Here is a 16,488-nt window from a genome sequence, read left to right as displayed (position 1 = left end):
TATTGCTTAGTGTAGCGTGTCAGCGGCAGAGATTCAGCTGTTTTACCACCTCTTTGCTAACCTTTTATCAGTACCTTATTATCGTTTTTCACCTCTTCCATCACTACATAAGTGCGTGACTCGTTTACCCCCGGCATCGTTAACAAGGTTTCTCCCAGTAACTTTCGATACGAAGGCATGTCCGGCACCCGCGCCTTAATGAGAAAGTCGAAGTCGCCGGCAACCAGGTGACATTCGAGAATTTCTGGCGTTTTGCGCACCGCCTCACTAAACTCAGCAAACGAATCGGAAGAAGTCCGGGTCAGCGTAATTTCAACGAACACCATCAGGTTGGCGCCGAGTTTGCTGGGATTAATGCGGGCATGGTAACTTTCAATAATGCCTTCCTGCTCCAGCTTACGCACGCGCTCGTTACAGGCCGAGGCGCTCAGGCCCACACGCTGCGCTAAAGCAACGTTACTCAGGCGTCCCTCGTCCTGCAATAGCCTTAATATTTTCCGGTCAATTCTGTCAATAGTGATTCGTACGGGTTCTTCGGCGTTAAACATGCTTTTCCACGGTCGAAAGTTATTTATGCCGTAGTATAAACGGTATAGAGGTATAAAAAAAGTACGAAACAAGGCTGGGGTTTCGCCTATAATGCTCGCCTTAAATCATTCTGTAAAACCGACAACCTTAACGGGATCAAAGTCATGCTAATTGGTGTACCTAAAGAAATAAAAAACCATGAATATCGTATCGGCCTAACTCCGGCAGCAGTACGTGAATATGTTGCCCACGGTCATGATGTGATGGTTGAAAATAACGGTGGCGCGGCCATCGGTTTTACCAACGAAGATTACGAACTGGCCGGCGCGACGATTGTTGATGATCCAGCTGAGATTTTTGCCAAAGCTGAGATGATCATCAAGGTCAAAGAGCCACAGCCAAACGAGTGCGTACAGTTACGTGAAGGCCAGATTCTGTACACCTATCTGCACCTGGCACCGGATCCAACGCAAACTGACCTGCTGGCCAAAGCTGGCGTGTCCGCTATCGCTTACGAGACGGTCACTGACCGTAACGGCGGTTTGCCATTGTTGGCGCCAATGAGCGAAGTTGCTGGCCGTATGTCGATTCAGGCTGGCGCGCACAATCTTGAGAAAGCCAACGGCGGCAGCGGCGTACTGCTTGGCGGCGTACCAGGCGTTGAGCCAGGTAAAGTACTGGTGATTGGCGGCGGCGTGGTCGGAACCCAGGCCGCTAAGATGGCGGTGGGCATGGGTGCTGACGTCACTATTTTAGATCGCTCACTGCCGCGCTTGCGTCAACTGGATGACATTTTCGCCGGCCGCGTGAAAACCATCTACTCGACCGTTGATGCGGTAGACAAGTTCTCCCGTGAAGCTGATCTGGTGATCGGCGCGGTACTGATCCCGGGCGCTGCTGCACCGAAGCTGCTGACCCGCGAACACCTGAAGAACATGAAGCCAGGCTCTGTGGTGGTTGACGTCGCCATCGATCAGGGCGGTTGTTTTGAAACGTCAAAAGCAACCACGCACCAGGAACCAACCTATGTGGTTGAAGACATTGTGCATTACTGTGTTGCGAACATGCCAGGTGGTGTTGCCCGTACCTCTACCATCGCGCTGAACAATGCGACCTTACCATTCGGTCTGGCATTGGCGAATCAAGGCCTAAAAGCGATGGAAAACAACGAGCACCTGCGTAACGGCCTGAACATGCACAAAGGTAAGATCACTTACAAAGCAGTGCATGATGACTTAGGTGAAAAGCTGGGTCTTGATTATCTCGACCCAATCGAAGCAATTCGCAGCTAAGTTTACACTTTCCTCCCCTTTGAGACCCGCACAATTGTTGCGGGTCTCTTGTTTGCGGCCGTTGTAATCCATACAATCAGTCCCAATGTATCTATGCAACTTGCAAATCGAATAATTAAAAATGGAGTAACTTTACTATGGCTGAAGCCAAACACTGCCGTTTATTGATCCTCGGTTCAGGTCCTGCGGGCTATACCGCTGCGGTCTATGCCGCGCGCGCGAACCTGAACCCGGTCATGGTCACCGGCATGCAGCAAGGTGGGCAATTGACCACCACTACAGACGTTGAAAACTGGCCGGGCGACGCCGAAGGCCTGACCGGACCTGATCTGATGGTGCGCATGCAGCAGCACGCAGAAAAATTTAATACCGAAATCGTTTTCGATCATATTAACGCAGTAGACTTCAGCAAGCGCCCTTTCCGCCTGACCGGCGACACTAACGAGTACACCGCTGACGCAGTTATTATTTCTACCGGCGCTTCCGCCAAATACCTCGGCCTTGATTCAGAAGAAGCCTTTATGGGTAAAGGCGTTTCTGCCTGCGCCACCTGCGACGGCTTTTTCTATCGCAATCAAAAAGTCTGTGTGGTCGGCGGTGGTAATACCGCGGTTGAAGAAGCGCTTTATCTGGCCAACATTGCCAGTGAAGTACATGTTATTCATCGCCGCGAGGAGTTCCGCGCGGAAAAAATCCTGGTCGACCGGCTTATGGACAAAGCCGCGAACGGCAATGTTACTCTGCATTTGAACAAAACCCTGGATGAGGTTTTAGGTGATGACAGCGGCGTCACCGGTGTGCGGATTAAAGACACAGAAACCGGCGGCTTGTCTGAGCTGGAAGTGATGGGTTGCTTTATCGCAATCGGCCATCAACCCAATACCGGTATTTTCGAGGGCCAGGTGGAAATGCAGGACGGCTATATTCTAGTGCGCTCGGGCTTACAGGGTAACGCGACCGCCACCAGCGTACCTGGCGTGTTTGCAGCGGGTGATGTGATGGACCATACCTATCGTCAGGCGATCACCTCAGCGGGTACTGGCTGTATGGCAGCACTCGACGCCGAACGCTATCTTGATGCTCTGACCAAAGCCTGATTCTTTATGGTCTACCGGCTCGCAGCCCGTGACAACCATTTTCCCCGGCCGGAACTGGCGCTGCGAGAACCTGACGGTTTGCTGGCGATCGGTGGTGATTTAAGCACCGATCGCCTGCTCAATGCATACCGAAACGGTATTTTTCCCTGGTTTACTGAAGACGACCCGCCACTTTGGTGGAGTCCTGATCCGCGTGCGGTTTTTACACCGCAAAGCATTCATGAAAGCCGCTCAATGCGCCGTTTTCGCCGCCGCACTGAACTGACGGTGACTTTAAATCAGGCTTTTGCAGAGGTCATTCGCGGTTGCGCGCAGGCCCATGCGGACGGCGCCGGAACCTGGATAACAGAAGAAATGCAGCGTGCGTATCAGCGGCTGCATGAGGAAGGTCATGCCCATTCCATTGAAATCTGGCGCGACGGACAACTCGTCGGTGGCATGTATGGCGTGGCAATACCGGGCATTTTCTGTGGGGAGAGCATGTTTCACCGCGTTACCAACGCGTCAAAGCTGGCCCTACTGACCTTCGCCCGGCATTACTTTCAGGCGGGCGGGCAACTCATTGATGCACAGGTACCGAATGAACACCTGCATTCGTTAGGACTAAAACAACTGCCACGGGCGCAATTTTTGTATCAATTACGGTCATTTGCACAGAAATCGCCGCCATTAGCAGCGGATTTTTGGCAGTCACGCGAGTTGAAAAAAGAAATCGAGTGGTAATTCAGATCGAAAACAGCTAGAATTCTGACCACTTTTTCCGAGCTTAGCAAAAAATCGAGGATTTGAATGGCAAAAGAAGACAGTATTGAAATGCAAGGTACGGTACTCGAAACCTTACCGAACACAATGTTCCGGGTTGAACTGGAAAACGGCCACGTGGTCACCGCGCATATTTCCGGAAAAATGCGTAAGCACTACATCCGTATTCTTACCGGTGACACTGTGACCGTGCAACTTACGCCTTACGATTTAACCAAAGGCCGCATTGTCTTCCGCGCGCGCTAAACCACGCTTGCCGTTAGCCCGTGGTTGAACCACGGGCTTCACGCTCTTCAATCGTAAGTTCTAATGCGTCGCCCTTCACACTGACGCGCACTTCACCACCATGAGTTAACTTGCCAAATAGTATTTCGTTGGCCAGCGGCTTTTTCAGATGTTCCTGAATAACCCGCGCCATTGGCCGCGCACCCATTGCTTTGTCGTAGCCTTTTTCCGCCAACCAGGTCCGCGCCTGATCATCGAGCTCTAAGGTTACTTGCTTGCGATCCAGCTGCGCCTGTAGCTCGGTGACAAACTTATCGACCACCTGCACTATGACCTCCGGACTCAGGTGATTAAACCAGACAATACCGTCCAGGCGGTTACGGAATTCAGGACTGAAGGTGCGATTGATTTCCAACATTGCGTCCGGTGCGTGATCCTGCTGTTTAAAGCCAATCGACTGCCGCACGGTTTCCTGTACGCCGGCATTGGTGGTCATGACCAAAATCACGTTGCGGAAATCGGCCTTACGACCGTTGTTATCGGTCAATGTCCCGTGGTCCATCACCTGCAACAGAATATTGTAAATATCACTGTGCGCTTTCTCGATTTCGTCCAGTAACACTACCGCGTGCGGATGCTTGATCACCGCTTCAGTCAATAAGCCGCCCTGCTCATAGCCGACGTAGCCCGGCGGTGCGCCGATAAGACGACTGACCGCGTGACGCTCCATATATTCCGACATATCAAAACGCAGGAATTCAATGCCCAGCGCGTTGGCCAGTTGCTGCGTTATCTCGGTTTTACCGACCCCGGTCGGACCGGCAAACAAGAACGAACCGATTGGCTTGTCTTCAGCTCCTAACCCCGAACGTGACAAACGAATCGCCGCACTTAGTTGATCAATAGCTGGATCCTGGCCAAACACCACCAGTTTCAGATTGCGATCCAACTGCTTCAATAGCTGCTGATCGGAGCGTGACACACTTTGCTCCGGAATCCGCGCGATTTTCGCAATAATCTGCTCAATATCGCCAACATTGATGGTTTTCTTGCGCTTTGAAGGCGCCACCAGGCGTTGACTCGCACCGGCTTCGTCAATGACATCAATCGCCTTATCGGGCAAATGACGTTCATTAATATAGCGTGCCGAAAGTTCTGCCGCCGCCCGAATCGCTGGTTGCGTGTAGCGAATACCATGATGCTCTTCATAACGTTCTTTCAAGCCCATCAGGATCTTCGTGGTATCGTCCACCGACGGCTCGGCGATATCAATTTTCTGGAAACGGCGCACCAGCGCGCGATCCTTCTCGAAAATATTTTTAAACTCACTGTAAGTGGTAGAACCAATGCACTTAAGCTCACCGCTACTCAAAAGAGGCTTTAGCAGATTTGAAGCGTCTAAGACGCCACCGCTGGCAGCACCCGCGCCGACAATGGTATGAATTTCGTCAATGAATAAGATCGCATGCTCTTTAGCACGTACTTCTTTGAGTAGTGCTTTAAAGCGTTTTTCGAAATCACCCCGGTATTTGGTACCGGCCAGGAGTCCACCCATATCCAGTGAATAAATGGTGGCGTTTGCCATCACCTCTGGCACGTCTTCGTTGACAATACGGTAGGCCAGGCCCTCGGCAATCGCTGTTTTACCGACGCCCGCTTCGCCTACTAATAACGGGTTATTTTTACGCCGACGACACAACACCTGCACACAGCGTTCAAGTTCAAGTTCACGACCGATCAATGGGTCAATCTTGCCTTCTTTAGCGCGCGCATTTAAATTGCTGCAGAAGCGTTTTAAATAGCTTTCCTGCTCATCAACAGGCTGCTCTTGCTGCTCTGCCTCGTCATCTTCCTGACGAATAATCGGCTCGTCCACTTTCGACAGGCCATGCGAGAGAAAATGGACGACATCCAGTCGGGTAATATCATGCTTGTTGAGCAGGTAAACCGCGTGCGACTCCTGCTCGCTGAAAATAGCAACCAGCACGTTGGCGCCGGTGACTTCACTGTTCCCTGATGACTGCACATGGAACACAGCCCGCTGCAGTACGCGCTGAAAACCAAGCGTTGGCTGGGTTTCGGTCTCAGCTGTCTCACTGTCAAAACTTGGCGTACTGCGATCGATATAAGCCAGTAGCTCCTGTTTGAGCTTAGTGAACTCCAAACCACAGGCACGCAGTGCTTTTGACGCTTCAGGATTATCAAGAAGTGCTAATAATAAATGTTCCACCGTCATCAGTTCATGACGACGGTCACGAGCGATGCGAAACGCATCGTTTAAGGTTATTTCCAGAGCTTTATTTAACATACGCACTCCTCAACTTCGACCAGACAACACTGCTGTTCAAGCTTTCTCCATCGTACAAAGTAACGGATGGTCATGCTCGCGAGCATACTGGTTTACTTGTACCACTTTCGTTTCAGCGACTTCTGCTGAATAGACCCCGCAAACGGCTTGGCCTTTATAATGGATGGTCAGCATGGTGTCTGTCGCCCGTTCCTGATCCATCCGAAAAAATTTGATGAGTACTTCGATGACAAAGTCCATCGGCGTGTAATCATCATTATTTAATATGACCTTATACATTGGCGGTGGTTGCAACTTTTGTTTCTCGCTTTCGCGATCGCGCACCGCTTTCTGTTGATGTTGGTCCATCCGACTCATAACCGCTCTTTACCTATTTATAGCCAGAAAATGCGCCTTTCGCTCACTTTCATTTAAATTAAACGCTTGGGCCGCCATCAGCCGTTCAATAAATAATCAAAATATGCCTTGACACTGAACAGAACTCACCTAGAGTAAAACATGGCGTTAACAAATGGCTTTTTAAAGGCCTCGACGTCATTCTAACAATAATTAAATAGTAACTGCAGAATTAAAGGAAGTAGAAGTATGGCAACCGGTAAAGTGAAATGGTTCAATAACTCAAAAGGTTTTGGATTCATTGAAGCAGAAGACCGTGAAGGTGATATCTTCGCACATTATTCAACCATCGAAATGGAAGGCTATCGCACCTTAAAAGCGGGTCAGGACGTTCAGTTCGAACTCGAGGAAGGGCCCAAAGGTCTTCACGCCACGAATATCATTCCCGTGCAGAAATAACACCCTGTCTTAACTTTAAAAACGCTGGACCAGCTCACTGCTCCAGCGTTTTTTGATCTTAACTGTCAATGCCAAAATAGCGGCGTAACTGGTCGCGCAGATTGGGTGGCGTACCATGAATCGTTAGTTTGTCGGTACTGGGGTCGTATTCGACGCGCTCTCCGAGCAGCTCCTGATCAAACCCCACACTCAGGCCGCCGCCCTGCCCCTGAAACTTGACCAGCTTGCGCAAGGTCGAACGGTCGGTCGGAAACTCATCAACCAACGCGCGCTCCGCCTGCGCCTTGTTAAAGTCCGCGAAGCTACGCTCCATCGGCACAGCTTCACGTAGCTGTTCAGACAAGTCTTTCACCCGCACCGGCTCACCGTGTTGCCACTGATTGTCACAGATATCGTACACCGATTTCCGTAATTGCCGTGCCTGTTCGCTCTCCAGCTGCTCTTCCTGCGCATAACGGCTGACACTCTCAATCAGCTGCTGCGATTGTTTCTTCGGATTAAGGCCTTCGGCACAGCCGAGAAAATCTAAAAAGAAATCCGATACCTTGCGCCCGGCACGACCTTTAATAAAGGAAATATAGGTGGTCGACGCCGGCTCTTCATGCCACTCGGTCAGATTGATCGTCGCTGCCAGCTGCACTTTGCTGATCGCTAGCTGCGACGAGCGGTCAACGCTTAAGTCGGCGGCAATAGTGACACCATCCTGGCTCGGCAAAAAGGCTACCACCAGAAAGTCCTGACCGCGCTCGCGATAGCTGGCTAAAAGCAGAAAACCCGCTTCAAGAATGCCGTAGTGTTGTAACTGCTGGTGTAATAGCTTGGCGCCTTCCTGGGAGAAGTTAACGAACTCCTCGTCGCCTTTTTGCCATTTTTCCAGCAGCTCCGGAAAGTTACTTTTCAAGGTGCTGTCGTGTTCATCATCCTCACGCAAAAAACGTGCATAGCCTTTACTTGGCTTGGCCTGATATACCTCGGTGAGTTCTGCCAGCAACAAACTCACCTCATCGTTTATCGCCAGTGTCGCCGGCGCCAGGCGCAGGCCGACCTGACCGTCATTGGTGTAAAACTGGTGAATAATGCTATGTTGAACATCTGCTTGCATGCTGTTGCCTTGTCCTTTCTTACTGCAAATGGCGTAGCCTGTGATAAGATTGACGTTATTCTATCATGTGAGGAAAAAAATCGATGCCAATCGTGTCAAAATATGACGCCGACCGCCAGGAAAAATTAGTCAACGACGTCCTAAGCGTTTTACATGAAGAGCAGGTACCCGTTGACCTGGCGTTGATGACGCTTGGCAATGCGGTCACTCATATCTTGTCTGAGCATTATGCCCCGGAACGGGCGCATCAAGTCGCTGAACAATTTGGTAAAGTACTGCTACAATCGTTGAATAAATCAGCATAAGCTAAAGAATCAGGCAACACATGAGACAACGCAAACAGCGGCGCGATAAAATTGCTCGACTGATCAGCTGGGGACACTGGTTTACCTTTTTCAATATCCTGCTGGCACTGGCGATAGGTACTCTGTATATTGAAGCGGCAGAGACGCCAGCGACGGTATTAGGCGGCATCTACATGGTGATCAGTTGGCTTGGCCACTTTGCCTTCTTACCTTTTATTGCCTTTATCATTCTGGTTTTTCCGTTTTGTTTGCTGATTCCGTTCTCACGCATCCTGAAGGGTATCGCCACCCTGGTTGCTTCGTTCGGTCTGATTGCGCTGGTTGCGGATGCCCTGTTCTTCCGTCAGTACGGCTATCATCTTAATACCTACTCGCTGTCGCAACTGGCTGTCGATGCCGAAGCCGCCTTCGCCGGTGCCAGCTTTGTGTTACTTCTGGGCATGTTACTGATTTTCGTGATATTGCTGGTGTTTGAATTGGCGCTTGCCAATATTGCCTGGAAACGGCTTGATCGCCTCCGTGAAAAGCATTGGGGCGCGGCATTCAGCGCAGTGTTTGTGATGTGCTTTCTGGCCAGCCACAGCATTCATATCTGGGCCGATGCAGTCTTCTATACTCCTATTACCAAGCAGGATGACTTATTTCCGTTATCCTACCCCACCACCGCCCGCACGTTAATGAGCAAACACGGCTGGCTGGCGGAGGAGCGCCTGGAAGCGACTGATCGCCTGTTAAAAGAAACCTCTTCCATTGAACTGAATTACCCGCCGCGTAACTTAATGTGCGCCCGGCAACCGCAAACCAATAACACTCTGGTCGTGGTATTTAATCACCTGACCGCCGCACAGCAACAACAAATTGCCAGCGCACTGCCAGCCCTGACCGCTTTGCCGACACCATTGGTGGGTCAGATCAGCACTCAGGGCGGTATGTTCGAGCTGTTATACGGACTTGCCGATATTTATGCGCAGCCAGTTCTGCAGCAACAGGTGCGGCCAGCGTATTGGCAGCAATTAAGTGACTATCAGGTACGTGTGCGTTTGCGCGGCGATTTTGCCGCCTTCGCGGTCCCCGAATTTTTACAGCAAGCGCAAACAAAAGCCTTCCGCGACAGTATCGAAGTGCAGTTCAGTACCAGCCTGGATACCGCGCTGATTGAGCAGGTGCAAACCGAGCTGGCAGCTGGTACGCAAGTGGTAATCACCGCGTTGACCCCGAACCATGCGCTGAGCAGCGGTCCCGAAGCCTATGCCTTAAGCGAAGTACAGGTGCCCTTCTATCACTCGGAGAACCTTGATTTCGCGACGCAGGACGTCGCCCTGCTGACCGATATTATGCCAACGCTGAGCAGTCACTACATGGTCTGTTCCGATGGCGTGCGCTCCTTTGCCACCGGTAAAAACCTGTTCGAAGCGCACGAGCGCAGCTTTCCGGTCATGACAAGTTTCAATCGTGATCTGGTCGTTTACGATCGCGCTTCAACAACGGTGATAGAAGTTAATGGCCAACTGCGCACCTTCGACAATGGCACCTTTGCCGAGCTGCCAAGCGTGTCACCGGCAACCCCGGTATTAGTAGATGGCATCCGTCACCTGCAACGCTTTAGCCAGCAAAACGAGCAATAATTCGCCAAACGGTACACGAAGCGCTGCCGACGACTTGTTTAATCGAAAAAAAGCAGTAATATAACGGGCTCGGTCGGCGTGTAGCGCAGCTTGGTAGCGCACTGTCATGGGGTGTCAGGGGTCGCTGGTTCAAATCCAGTCACGCCGACCAATTCTTCCCTCTTCTTAGCGCTTCGCTATAAACTTTCCTGTAACAGTACTTCCAACTTGCGTATAACTTTTTCCCGATCAATATCGGGCGTTTCCGTCAGCACCGGACGTAATACTTTTTCGATCGCGCTGAACTGTTCACGCGATAAACGGTGATCAACAGCGACTTCGACGGCTTCGGTCGCAGCATGCCCGCGACGGCTTAGTTGCTGCAATAAAAATAATTGCCGCCCGGCAATGGTTGCCAGCGTTGCCGCGTCAACGCCAAGCTCACGCTCACCGCGCCAGCGCTGTTTTACTTTCTCGCCCAGATGGCGCCAGCTTTGATAGAGCCCACCTGCGGCCGCACCTAACGCCGTGGCCAGCCCCAGACTCAGACCACCGACCATTAAATCAACGCCAGCACCGGCTGCGGCCCCGGCGCCGACACCAAAGCCAGTGTCCTTACTCCAGGCTTTTAACGTTTCCGGTTCAAACAGATCGTCCTGCCAGGTTCCGGTGCGGATATCCAGGTGCGCGGTGACCGCGTCTTCCGGTAAAAAGGCAAAACGCCCGAGCAGTTCCTGTACAGTTTTTTGCTCGCGCTCACGAATGCGTTGCTGCAGTCGGGCCGCGGCTTGCTTTAGCTCATGCTCCGGCAACTCATGCGGCACTCGTATATGATAACTGGCAACCTCAAACAGCAATTCGGCAATACTGTGGATACCACCGATAAAACGCCGTTCCCGCTCCTGCCGGCGCTGTTGCAGAAGCTTGGTTAATACCGGCTCGGCGGCTGGTATGACGGTGGCTAAACTTTGCAGCAAGTATTTCTCACCGCCTTCTGGTGGCGACACCGTATCAAAGGCCACCACTGCATGCAGGTTCAGCCGCGCCAGTGCCTCGCGCCAGTCCTGCTCACGGTTAGGTGTGCTGGCGGTATAGTTGAGCACCGGCAGCATAGGTTTACCGCAGCGGGTTAATAGCTGTAATTCATCCTGGTATTTGGGCAATACCGGATCGCGACAATCAATAACGTAAAAAGCAGCGTCGGACTGCAATAGTTGCCGCAATACTTTGGCTTCCTGAGCGTAGATCGTTTCGGCTGAAGGGCTCTGTAAAAACGCGCGGATCTGCGCCGGTCCGTCATGGCGGTGGGCGTCGGCATAGCCCTCTATTTCAGTATAAAGCTCAGATCCGGACTCCAGTCCGGGCGTATCGTAGAAACTCAGGATCTGCTCGCCCTCCAGCCATACGCCCTGCGCTAACACGCTACGGGTGGTGCTGGGACGTTGATCCACTTCGCCAAATTCACGCAATTCCAGTAAGGTACGCAGCAGTGACGTCTTCCCTGCATTGGTATGGCCAACCACGGCGACCTGTAGTGGCTTATTCAGTGTCGACATAAGTGACCTCATGCTGTTCCAGTAGTTCTTGCCACTGTTTAAGGTAAGTTGTCCCGGCACTTTTCACCAATACGACCGTAAGTCGACGGGTCCTTGCTGCCAGAGCGGCAAGGTAGCGCAAGCTGCTGCGATCGGGCGTGAGACTACCGGCAATGCGCACTTCTAAGCGCTCAGCGGGCTCTTTATCCAAACGATCTAACAGCGCTTTTTTATCTTGCTGGCGGGCCACCACACCAAGGTAATTCTCATCGCCGCGCCAATTTGGATCGGCTTCAAAGTCAAGGCTCAGACTCACCTCGCCTTTGCCTTCGCTGGCATAGCGAAACGTCAGGCTTTCATGCTCCCGGCCACTATCAGCGTCGACATTCCGGGTCGGCCGCTGCGCCGCCTCAATCGCACGAACGGTAGCCACATGTCCGGGCGCGTTAAGGTCAAGTTGCATACGCGCGCAACGCAAGCTGAATAACAAAAACGCGGCGCTGAAAATCACCGCCCGTGGCAGCACGGCGTAGCTGACTACGGTCAAACTGAGCCAACGCCCCGCCGTATTATCAAAATTCGCTGCAGCTGAAGCTGCCGAGAGTTCTGGCAACGTCGCACCAAACAGCAGCTCAGGTAAGTAATGAGCCAGCCTGACAAAGGTATGCAGCTGCTCCTCACTTAAAATGGTAGTCGCCCAGTGAAAGGCATAATCGTTAAAACTGAGATAAAGCAGGAGTGTTGCCCACGAACTTAGCGCGATGAGTAACCAGAAGCCATTGGAGAGCATTGCCATTAAAGGTTGCAGCAGCTTTTGCTGTTGCACGTGACTTAGCCACGCGGTGCCGAGCTCATGCGCTTGCGAGCTGCGCTGTAGCCATTCCAGCAACTGCAGTCCCGAGGCAGTCACACCGACAGGACGATTACGGCGCACCGCCACCAGCGCCCAGAGCAGGAGCATAATTAAGTTCGGAACCACCAAAACACTGACGGCAAACAACAACGATATTGGCTGTGGCTGATTCAGCACCGCTTGCGTCGCCCCGATACCCAGCGCAACGGCCAATAGTGCAAAAATTAAGGTAAGTAAACGGCGTAATTGCTGCCAGCGACCGATGTGCTGAGTGTCCTTGCGGCGTTCAGCACTACGCCGCGCGCGCTCCAGCAGTTGCTCTGTCATACCCTGTTTGGCGTCCAGCTCTGTCAGCCGGAACCTGTCGGCTTGCTGATCGGCGTCGCTGACATCACGCTGTCGCTGTAATTCAGCTAACCAGAAAAGTTCAAAACGAGAGAAACGCAAGGATGTCCTTCCCCTGTCCGTCAGTGGAAGGTTAAAGATACTGGAGGCTGTTGCTCAGGTAAAGTGGCATGCCGCCATTTAATAGCGGCTACGCGGCTGGCAGTGGGCGTTTTGCAGGTTTTCGTCGACGGCAACGTAAGTTCCCGCCGGGCACTCAAGCTTTAACTGCGTAGGGTCACGTTTTTCTACGGCTTTGCGCTTCAGGTCGCCGGCGACCTGGCCTAAATCCACGGCGGGCAGCAAATGCGCGCCGAAACCATAATAATACTGGTACACGGCTGCCGCGAAAATAGCTAAAATCAGCAATTTACGCATTGTTCTCACCCCTCGCTTCCTATACAGCTGTGTACATTTTAACCGATCGTTAGGTTTTAATGAAGCTCAGAATAAAGAAAAAGTACAGCCCTGTCCGTAAATTTAGCGTAAATGTTGCTCTAACTTTACTGCTGTACCGTATACCAGCAGCTCAGCGGCACCATGCGCCAGCATTGAAGTGGTGAATCTGACGTTAACAATGGCATCAGCGCCCAGTGACACGGCTTCGGCCTGCATGCGATCGAGCGCCTGCTCGCGGCTCTCCGCCATGAGTTTGGTGTAGTCGTTAATTTCGCCACCGACCAGATTGCGAAAAGCAGCCAGAATATCGCGACCGATGTGGCGCGCGCGGATGGTATTGCCACGCACAATGCCGAGCTGTTCAGAAATATCGTAGCCAGCAATGGTTTCCGTAGTAACAATGGCAATGTGTTTCATAATTGTACCTTCTTGTAGGGGTCATTTTTTGCGTTATGAAGACGTTCTCGTAGCACATTGGCAAACAGAATAAGTAAGCCCAGGACGGTAACACCACTGGTAATTTTTACCCACAAAGGCAAGGTGGGATCCTGACTGAACTGGTACACGCCATAGGCCAGCAAAGGTAGTACCCCGAGCACTATCAATAACCAGCCAAAGCGATTCCAGAAACGGGTACTTGTGGTTTCAGCGGCGTCAGTTGGTGGCGCTACGCCGAACTTTACCGCGCCACGCTGCTCGGCAAGTTCCTGATACAGACGTGTGCACTGCTCACAGTGTGCCAGATGTAAATGCAAGGCCTGCCGTTGCTGTTGTGTCAGCTCATTATCGAGCGCGCCACTAATCAGCGGGGCGAAGCTGTCACAGGGGTCAGTTTGTGGGTTCATGATCGACTCCCATTTGTCGTTGTAACTTATGCCTCAGTGCTAAGCGCGCACGATGCAAACCGGACATCACCGTTCCTGCAGGAATCCCCATAATGATGGCAATATCAGCGTAGCTGCAGTCATTAAATTCACGTAACACCAGTAAGTCACGCTGTTCGGCGCTTAACTGCGCCAGTGCGCGCTGAACCAGGTTCTGCTGTTGTTGGCGCTCCGCCGACCAGGTTTCAGCAGCTGGCTCTGCCAGGTCAGTGTCATTCGTCAAGCGCTGCAAATGACGCAGCTCGTCCAGACAACGGTTCCGCACAACTTGCAAAAACCAGGCTTTGGTTTTTTCCCGGGCCGGAAAATGCTGTGTGGTCAGTGCTTTTTCCAGCGCGTCCTGAACCATATCCGCAGCACGTTGCGAACAGTTAAGCAGTTGCTCGGCCAGCACTCTCGCACCCGGCACATGGGGCTGTAACTGTAAATAACGTTGCTGCGTTTGATCTGGCATCATGCACTCTCTTTAGCGTCATGTTCCTGTTAAAGACGTAGCTCCAACTGCTTTTATTCCAACTTTTTGCGCCGCAGGGGCATTACTCGGCAATAAAACCGCCTGACTGGCGCGCCCATAAGCTGGCATACAGGCCTTTGTTGGCCAGTAACTCACTATGGCTGCCCTGCTCCACTATCCGCCCCTCGTCCATGACCACCAGACGATCCATCGCCGCAATCGTGGACAAGCGGTGCGCAATCGCGATCACGGTTTTTCCTTCCATTAGTCGGTAGAGGTTTTCCTGAATCGCGGCCTCGACTTCTGAGTCAAGCGCCGATGTGGCTTCATCGAGAATAAGAATAGGCGCGTCTTTTAGCATTACCCGGGCAATCGCGATACGTTGCCGCTGCCCCCCGGATAACTTAACGCCCCGCTCACCGACATGAGCGTCATAGCCTCGACGCCCTTCGGAATCTTCAAGATCGGCAATGAAATCGGTGGCTTCGGCGCGCGCTGCAGCTTGCTCGATCATTTGCTGACTGGCATCAGGACGACCATAGGCAATATTGCCGCGCACTGAGCGGTGTAATAACGACGTGTCCTGGGTCACCATGCCGATATGCTCACGCAGACTGTCCTGGGTCACCCCGGTAATGTCCTGACCGTCAATGCGAATGGTACCGCTGTTCAATTCGTAAAAGCGCAAGAGCAGATTCACCAGGGTCGATTTACCTGCTCCGGACCGTCCTACCAGACCAATTTTTTCACCGGCGCGAATACGCAATGAGAGATCACGCAGTACCGGCTTGTCGTCAGCGTAGTGGAAATCAACATGATCGAACTCCACTTCGCCGCGCTTAACTTGAAGTTCGCGTGCATCGGGCGGATCCTGAATATGCTGCGGCACCGAAATGGTTTTTACGCCATCTTGCACTGTGCCTAAATTTTCGAATAAGGCCGAGACCTCCCACATAATCCACTGGCTCATACCCCATAAGCGCAGCACCAGGCTTAGAGCCACGGCAATGGCGCCGATGGTGATGAGCGCATCGACCCATAACCACAACGCCATGGCTGCGATAGTGAATAACAACAATGAGTTAATCAGGTACAAACAGGTATAGAGCTTGGTGACCAGACGCATCTGCTTATGCACGGTGCCAAGAAATTGTTCCATGCCTTCGCGTGCAAACGCACTCTCACGCTGCGCGTGGGAGAATAATTTCACGGTCTGAATATTGGTATAGCTGTCGACCACGCGCCCGGTCATAACTGAACGCGCATCGGCCTGTTTTGTTGCGACCTTGCCAAGGCGTGGCACAAAATAGCGTAACAACACCAGATAACAGAGTAACCACACCAGCAACGGTAATGCCAGGCGCCAGTCGGCGCTGGCGACGATCACCACGGTACCGACGAAATAAACGCTGACATAGTTCAGCACGTCGAACAGCTTAATAACGCTCTCACGTACTGCTAACGCCGTCTGCATCACCTTGGTGGCAATGCGTCCGGCAAATTCATCCTGATAAAACGACAATGACTGGCGTAACAGGTAATTATGCACCAGCCAGCGAATGCGCATCGGGTAGTTGCCCAGCAATGACTGATAGGTGACCAGCGAATGCAATACCACCAACAAAGGCAGACCGATCAGAACCACCGCCGCCATGCCCAGAAGCGACCAGCGCTGCTCGCTCAGAAAGGTTTCGCGCGATTGCTGGCTCAGCCAGTCGACAATATTGCCGATAAAACTAAATAGCCAGACCTCGGTGATGGCAATCAGCATCATCAGTACGCCAGTAGTGAAGATATAGGGCCAGGCGCCGCGCGTAAAATAACGACAAAAGGCCACCAACGAGGTGGGCGGCTGCTGGTAATCTGGCGACGGGAACGGGTTTAAGCGGTTTTCAAACCAACGAAACATAACTATCCTTGAAGTCAGGCTAGACCTTGGTCGAATGTCATAAAAATGGCTG

18 protein-coding genes and 1 tRNA gene are annotated in these 16,488 nt (G+C 52.2%); 8 read left to right on the top strand and 11 right to left on the bottom strand.

Annotated elements, in window-relative coordinates; translation table 11 throughout:
* Nucleotides 1–56: 56 nt before the first annotated feature.
* The gene (locus CWI71_RS07585) at nucleotides 57–548 is read right to left on the bottom strand and encodes an Lrp/AsnC ligand binding domain-containing protein (RefSeq protein WP_126754667.1); all 492 of its coding nucleotides are present in this window, start codon (nucleotides 546–548) and stop codon (nucleotides 57–59) included.
* A gap of 144 nt (nucleotides 549–692) precedes the next feature.
* Between CWI71_RS07585 and ald the strand changes: the two genes are divergently transcribed.
* From ald to infA, 4 genes are all read left to right on the top strand, one after another.
* Nucleotides 693–1,820: an alanine dehydrogenase gene (ald, locus tag CWI71_RS07580; RefSeq protein WP_126754666.1), complete on the top strand. Its 1,128-nt coding sequence runs from the start codon at nucleotides 693–695 to the stop codon at nucleotides 1,818–1,820.
* A 137-nt stretch (nucleotides 1,821–1,957) separates the two neighbouring features.
* A complete protein-coding gene (trxB, locus tag CWI71_RS07575; protein ID WP_126754665.1) occupies nucleotides 1,958–2,917 on the top strand; it encodes a thioredoxin-disulfide reductase in 960 nt (319 codons plus the stop codon).
* Nucleotides 2,918–2,923: 6 nt separating this feature from the next.
* Nucleotides 2,924–3,640, top strand: a complete 717-nt coding sequence (aat, locus tag CWI71_RS07570; RefSeq protein WP_126754664.1) for a leucyl/phenylalanyl-tRNA--protein transferase — start codon at nucleotides 2,924–2,926, stop codon at nucleotides 3,638–3,640.
* Between the two features lie 66 nt (nucleotides 3,641–3,706).
* Complete coding sequence (infA, locus tag CWI71_RS07565; protein WP_054487875.1) at nucleotides 3,707–3,925, top strand: translation initiation factor IF-1; 219 nt, start codon at nucleotides 3,707–3,709, stop codon at nucleotides 3,923–3,925.
* A gap of 13 nt (nucleotides 3,926–3,938) precedes the next feature.
* On the opposite strand, the gene clpA is transcribed toward infA, so the two are convergent.
* Nucleotides 3,939–6,212, bottom strand: coding sequence for an ATP-dependent Clp protease ATP-binding subunit ClpA (clpA, locus tag CWI71_RS07560; RefSeq protein ID WP_126754663.1), 2,274 nt, complete (start codon nucleotides 6,210–6,212; stop codon nucleotides 3,939–3,941).
* A gap of 36 nt (nucleotides 6,213–6,248) precedes the next feature.
* Nucleotides 6,249–6,560: an ATP-dependent Clp protease adapter ClpS gene (gene clpS / locus CWI71_RS07555; RefSeq protein ID WP_126754771.1), complete on the bottom strand. Its 312-nt coding sequence runs from the start codon at nucleotides 6,558–6,560 to the stop codon at nucleotides 6,249–6,251.
* Between the two features lie 237 nt (nucleotides 6,561–6,797).
* On the opposite strand from clpS, the gene cspD reads away from it, so the two are divergent.
* Nucleotides 6,798–7,007: a cold shock domain-containing protein CspD gene (gene cspD / locus CWI71_RS07550; protein ID WP_126754662.1), complete on the top strand. Its 210-nt coding sequence runs from the start codon at nucleotides 6,798–6,800 to the stop codon at nucleotides 7,005–7,007.
* 58 nt (nucleotides 7,008–7,065) lie between these two features.
* Here the strand turns inward: cspD and yejK are convergent, their stop codons facing one another.
* Nucleotides 7,066–8,109 (bottom strand): nucleoid-associated protein YejK, encoded by a 1,044-nt coding sequence (gene yejK, locus CWI71_RS07545; protein ID WP_126754661.1) that lies wholly within the window; start codon nucleotides 8,107–8,109, stop codon nucleotides 7,066–7,068.
* A gap of 83 nt (nucleotides 8,110–8,192) precedes the next feature.
* Here yejK and CWI71_RS07540 point away from each other — a divergent pair, with 83 nt between their 5' ends.
* The 3 genes from CWI71_RS07540 (at nucleotide 8,193) to CWI71_RS07530 (ending at nucleotide 10,190) form a co-directional block, all read left to right on the top strand.
* Entirely contained in the window at nucleotides 8,193–8,414 is a 222-nt protein-coding gene (locus CWI71_RS07540) for a YejL family protein (protein ID WP_126754660.1), read from the top strand.
* A 20-nt stretch (nucleotides 8,415–8,434) separates the two neighbouring features.
* Nucleotides 8,435–10,039, top strand: coding sequence for a DUF3413 domain-containing protein (locus tag CWI71_RS07535; RefSeq protein WP_126754659.1), 1,605 nt, complete (start codon nucleotides 8,435–8,437; stop codon nucleotides 10,037–10,039).
* A gap of 74 nt (nucleotides 10,040–10,113) precedes the next feature.
* Nucleotides 10,114–10,190 (top strand) — tRNA-Pro (locus CWI71_RS07530).
* Nucleotides 10,191–10,215: 25 nt separating this feature from the next.
* Here CWI71_RS07530 and CWI71_RS07525 read toward each other — a convergent pair.
* The 7 genes from CWI71_RS07525 to CWI71_RS07495 form a co-directional block, all read right to left on the bottom strand.
* Nucleotides 10,216–11,574, bottom strand: a complete 1,359-nt coding sequence (locus tag CWI71_RS07525) for a GTPase/DUF3482 domain-containing protein (protein ID WP_198678761.1) — start codon at nucleotides 11,572–11,574, stop codon at nucleotides 10,216–10,218.
* Nucleotides 11,558–12,853 carry a DUF2868 domain-containing protein gene (locus CWI71_RS07520; RefSeq protein ID WP_126754657.1) on the bottom strand — a complete coding sequence of 432 codons (1,296 nt, stop codon included), beginning with the start codon at nucleotides 12,851–12,853 and terminating at the stop codon, nucleotides 11,558–11,560. The genes CWI71_RS07525 and CWI71_RS07520 overlap by 17 nt, the downstream gene beginning before the upstream one ends.
* A gap of 78 nt (nucleotides 12,854–12,931) precedes the next feature.
* Nucleotides 12,932–13,168: a hypothetical protein gene (locus CWI71_RS07515; RefSeq protein ID WP_126754656.1), complete on the bottom strand. Its 237-nt coding sequence runs from the start codon at nucleotides 13,166–13,168 to the stop codon at nucleotides 12,932–12,934.
* A gap of 102 nt (nucleotides 13,169–13,270) precedes the next feature.
* Nucleotides 13,271–13,606, bottom strand: a complete 336-nt coding sequence (locus CWI71_RS07510; RefSeq protein WP_126754655.1) for a YbjQ family protein — start codon at nucleotides 13,604–13,606, stop codon at nucleotides 13,271–13,273.
* The gene (locus CWI71_RS07505) at nucleotides 13,603–14,034 is read right to left on the bottom strand and encodes an anti-sigma factor family protein (RefSeq protein WP_126754654.1); all 432 of its coding nucleotides are present in this window, start codon (nucleotides 14,032–14,034) and stop codon (nucleotides 13,603–13,605) included. Before CWI71_RS07505 ends, CWI71_RS07510 begins: the two co-directional genes overlap by 4 nt.
* The gene (locus tag CWI71_RS07500; protein ID WP_126754653.1) at nucleotides 14,018–14,530 is read right to left on the bottom strand and encodes an RNA polymerase sigma factor; all 513 of its coding nucleotides are present in this window, start codon (nucleotides 14,528–14,530) and stop codon (nucleotides 14,018–14,020) included. The genes CWI71_RS07505 and CWI71_RS07500 overlap by 17 nt, the downstream gene beginning before the upstream one ends.
* Before the next feature lie 79 nt (nucleotides 14,531–14,609).
* Nucleotides 14,610–16,436, bottom strand: a complete 1,827-nt coding sequence (locus tag CWI71_RS07495; RefSeq protein WP_126754652.1) for an ABC transporter ATP-binding protein — start codon at nucleotides 16,434–16,436, stop codon at nucleotides 14,610–14,612.
* Nucleotides 16,437–16,488 lie beyond the last annotated feature (52 nt).

The sequence above is a fragment of the Pseudidiomarina insulisalsae genome (genome assembly GCF_003987065.1).
Lineage (GTDB): Bacteria > Pseudomonadota > Gammaproteobacteria > Enterobacterales > Alteromonadaceae > Pseudidiomarina > Pseudidiomarina insulisalsae.
This window is presented reverse-complemented; position numbering and strand designations above follow the sequence as displayed.

Bases quoted from the DNA above. Each gene is read 5' to 3' on its own strand.
- CWI71_RS07585 (WP_126754667.1), bottom strand. From the start codon at position 548: ATGTTTAACGCCGAAGAACCCGTACGAATCACTATTGACAGAATTGAC.
- ald (WP_126754666.1), top strand. From the start codon at position 693: ATGCTAATTGGTGTACCTAAAGAAATAAAAAACCATGAATATCGTATC.
- CWI71_RS07495 (WP_126754652.1), bottom strand. From the start codon at position 16,436: ATGTTTCGTTGGTTTGAAAACCGCTTAAACCCGTTCCCGTCGCCAGAT.
- cspD (WP_126754662.1), top strand. From the start codon at position 6,798: ATGGCAACCGGTAAAGTGAAATGGTTCAATAACTCAAAAGGTTTTGGA.
- CWI71_RS07505 (WP_126754654.1), bottom strand. From the start codon at position 14,034: ATGAACCCACAAACTGACCCCTGTGACAGCTTCGCCCCGCTGATTAGT.
- CWI71_RS07525 (WP_198678761.1), bottom strand. From the start codon at position 11,574: ATGTCGACACTGAATAAGCCACTACAGGTCGCCGTGGTTGGCCATACC.
- CWI71_RS07540 (WP_126754660.1), top strand. From the start codon at position 8,193: ATGCCAATCGTGTCAAAATATGACGCCGACCGCCAGGAAAAATTAGTC.
- clpS (WP_126754771.1), bottom strand. From the start codon at position 6,560: ATGGACCAACATCAACAGAAAGCGGTGCGCGATCGCGAAAGCGAGAAA.
- CWI71_RS07535 (WP_126754659.1), top strand. From the start codon at position 8,435: ATGAGACAACGCAAACAGCGGCGCGATAAAATTGCTCGACTGATCAGC.
- CWI71_RS07515 (WP_126754656.1), bottom strand. From the start codon at position 13,168: ATGCGTAAATTGCTGATTTTAGCTATTTTCGCGGCAGCCGTGTACCAG.
- yejK (WP_126754661.1), bottom strand. From the start codon at position 8,109: ATGCAAGCAGATGTTCAACATAGCATTATTCACCAGTTTTACACCAAT.
- clpA (WP_126754663.1), bottom strand. From the start codon at position 6,212: ATGTTAAATAAAGCTCTGGAAATAACCTTAAACGATGCGTTTCGCATC.
- trxB (WP_126754665.1), top strand. From the start codon at position 1,958: ATGGCTGAAGCCAAACACTGCCGTTTATTGATCCTCGGTTCAGGTCCT.
- aat (WP_126754664.1), top strand. From the start codon at position 2,924: ATGGTCTACCGGCTCGCAGCCCGTGACAACCATTTTCCCCGGCCGGAA.
- CWI71_RS07510 (WP_126754655.1), bottom strand. From the start codon at position 13,606: ATGAAACACATTGCCATTGTTACTACGGAAACCATTGCTGGCTACGAT.
- infA (WP_054487875.1), top strand. From the start codon at position 3,707: ATGGCAAAAGAAGACAGTATTGAAATGCAAGGTACGGTACTCGAAACC.
- CWI71_RS07500 (WP_126754653.1), bottom strand. From the start codon at position 14,530: ATGATGCCAGATCAAACGCAGCAACGTTATTTACAGTTACAGCCCCAT.